The sequence below is a fragment of the Actinocorallia lasiicapitis genome, from assembly GCF_054778695.1.
Genome location: NZ_BAAGZI010000562.1, coordinates 1 through 2,800 on the forward strand (window position 1 = coordinate 1; position 2,800 = coordinate 2,800).

The 2,800-nt window shown below is 72.1% G+C and carries 3 protein-coding genes; all 3 read right to left on the reverse strand.

Annotated features, from left to right (window positions below; genetic code table 11):
• Positions 1-379, reverse strand: a 379-nt coding sequence (locus ACYVE7_RS32120) for an ABC transporter permease family protein (RefSeq protein WP_460370092.1), incomplete at its 3' end; no start/stop codon positions are given.
• On the reverse strand, positions 380-1,906 hold the full coding sequence (locus tag ACYVE7_RS32125) for an ABC transporter substrate-binding protein (protein WP_460370094.1): 1,527 nt from the start codon (positions 1,904-1,906) through the stop codon (positions 380-382).
• Positions 1,907-1,945: 39 nt separating this feature from the next.
• Positions 1,946-2,800: PucR family transcriptional regulator (locus tag ACYVE7_RS32130; RefSeq protein ID WP_460370096.1), on the reverse strand; the 855-nt coding region annotated here is incomplete at its 5' end.

Genomic DNA, 2,800 nt, shown 5'->3' on the forward strand with positions numbered 1-2,800 from the left:
CGCGGCCGTCGCGGGTGCGGGCCGCCGCCCACATGCCGCGCAGCACCGCGACGGCCAGCGCCACCGGCACCGTCAGGAACACGAGCTGGAGCGTGTTCGGCAGCCGGTCGGCGACCATCCGCCCGGCGGGCTGCCGGGTCAGGATCGACTCGCCGAGATCGCCGTGCAGGAGGTTCCCGAGATAGGCGCCGAGCTGGTCGAGGACCGGACGGTCCAGGCCGAGCTCGGCCCGCCGCTCCGCCACCCGTTCGGGCGGGGCGGCCGGGCCCATGGCGGCGCGCACCGGATCGCCGGGGATGAGGTGGAGCATGGCGAACGAGGCCAGCGCCACCAGCACCAGCGAGATCGCGAACCGGGCCGCGCGCCGCACCAGGTACATCTACTCGGCGAGCATCCTGATCGAGGTCGGCCGGACGATGCCGCCGATCACTTCGAGGGTGGCGCCCTTGCCGGCGACGAGCTGGGTGGGCTGGATCACCGGGACGACGTCGACGTTCTTGACCAGTTCGGCTTCGGCGGCCGTCCACGCCTGGCAGCCGGCCGCGCCGACGGTCTTGGCGGCCTCGCCCGCCTTCGCCGTGTACGACGCGTTGTTGAGGTAGGCGAAGTTGGTGCCCTTCTTGTCCGGGGTGGGCCCCGACAGGTAGGTCACGAGCTGGGTGGGGAGGCTGAGGCCGAGCGGCACCCAAGCCACGTCCCAGTCACCGGTCGTGAACAGCGACTCGGCGTACTTGGCGTCGGCGGCGCCGACCAGCTTGACGTCCACGCCGAGCGGCTTCCACTTGGACGCCAGATACTCCATCGCCGCCTGGACTCCCGCGCCCGCCGACGTCTGGTACGACAGCCGGATCGCGATCTTCTTGTCCTTGAGTGCGGCGGCCGCGGCGGCCGGGTCGCTCGCCGGCAGGTTGCCGGTGACGCTGTCGCCGCGGCACGGGTCGGGGGCGAGCGAGGTCAGGTGGGTGGCGGCGGCGGCGTTGCCCTGGCCGGCGATCTTGCGGAGCTCGTCGAGGTCGACGGCCTGGATCAGTGCCTTCCGGACGTCGAGCGCGGCGTTGGGCAGGCCGGGTTTCTGGTTGAAGAACAGCTCGCCGATGCCGTCGGGGGCCGAACCCTTGCGGATGCCGGGGACGGCCTCGACGCGCTTGCGGTCCGCGCCGACGAACTGGGCCGCCGACAGGCCGCCCGTGGTGAGGAGGTTCGCGGCCGTCGACTCGTCCTTGACGACCTTCAGCGTGACGGTGTCGGGCATCCCGTCGACGACGGCGGTGCCGCCGGGCCCCCACGCGTACTCCTTGCGGACCTTGAACGTGTAGTGGTCGTCGGCGACCTTCTCGGTCAGCTGGTACGGGCCGGAACCGGACGTGCCGTCCTTGAGGACCGACCGGTCGGCGAGGCCCTTACCGCAGACCACGAAGACGATGGTCATGCTCTCCAGCAGGAACGGGTTGGGGTCGGCCGTCGAGATCGCGACGGTGCCCGCGGCGTCGTCGGCGACGGCCTTGAGCCCCGGCGGGATGACGGCCGTGGCCTTGTTCTTCGGATCGGTCAGATAGTTCATCGAGCCGGCGACCGTCGTGGCGGTGACGGGCGAACCGTCCGCGCAGGTCACGTTCTTGCGGAGCGTGAAGGTGACCTTGCCGGGCTGAGCGTCCCACTTCTCGGCCAGCGAGGGGACGATCTTGCCGGTGGTGTCGGTGGCGACGAGCGTGTCGTAGGCGAAACCGAGCGCGGTGTTGGTCGCGCCGAGCGCGGCCGTCGCCGGTTCGAGCGCGCCGGGGTCGGCGGGGATGGCGAAGGTGAACGTTCCGCCCTTGACGACCTCGGACTCCTTCGTCTTGTCGTCAGAACCGCAGGCGGTCGCGGCGAGCGCGAGGGCCAAGGCTATGGCCAGGGGCTTGTGCATGAGGGAACTCCAGTCGGGGGCCTGGGGCGGGATCAACGATCACATTCGCGGCATTCCATCGCGGCGCGCATCGTGCGATCTCCCAAGACCGGGGCGTCCGGTTGTCGATCCGGACAGCCCCGACTCGTACAGCTTGAGCTGGAGCATGACGGCCAGGCGCGCGCCCGGGTCGGACAGGTCGAGTCCGGCGATCTCGCAGAGCCTGCGCAGCCGGTACCGGAAGGTGTTGGCGTGGACGCGGACCAGCGCGGCCGCCTCGTTGATGTTGCCGAAGGCGTCCAGATAGGCGGCCAGGGTGGGGACGAGATCCGAGCCGTGTTCGGCGTCGTGCGCGACGAGCCGTTCGTAGGGGCCGGCGGGCGGCTGGTCCTGGGCGGCGACGAGATCGCCGAGCTGGAGCAGCAGCGAGTCGAAGTGCACGTCGCGGAAGGCGGCGGCGGTTCCGGCGGCGCGACGGCTGCGGAGCACGCGCAGGGCGCGGTCGGCGTCGGCCCTGGACAGCGCGATCTCGGAGATCGAACCGGCGAGCCTGCCGACCCCGATGGCGGCGGCGTGGCGGCCGCCGACCCTGGCCAGGAAGTCCTCGGCGACCTGGACGGCCCGCGACTCGTCGCCCGGCAGCGGCAGCACCGCGTAGGCGACGTTCCCGACCAGGGCCGCCGACGCCTTCGGGTGGATCGCGCCGATGTGCAGGGCGAGGGCGTCGCAGAACCGCTGGCGTTCGCTTTCGGCGCGGGCGGCGTCGAAATCTTGCGGCTCCACCCGGGCGGGGTCGAACCGGACCGCCTCCACGGGTTCGGCGGGGCGGACGGGCGGCGGCCGCGGTCGGCTCCTTCCGGATCCTGCTGGAAGCGGTGCGGGACCGGCTCGCCCGGCCGGACGACGTGCCGCGGG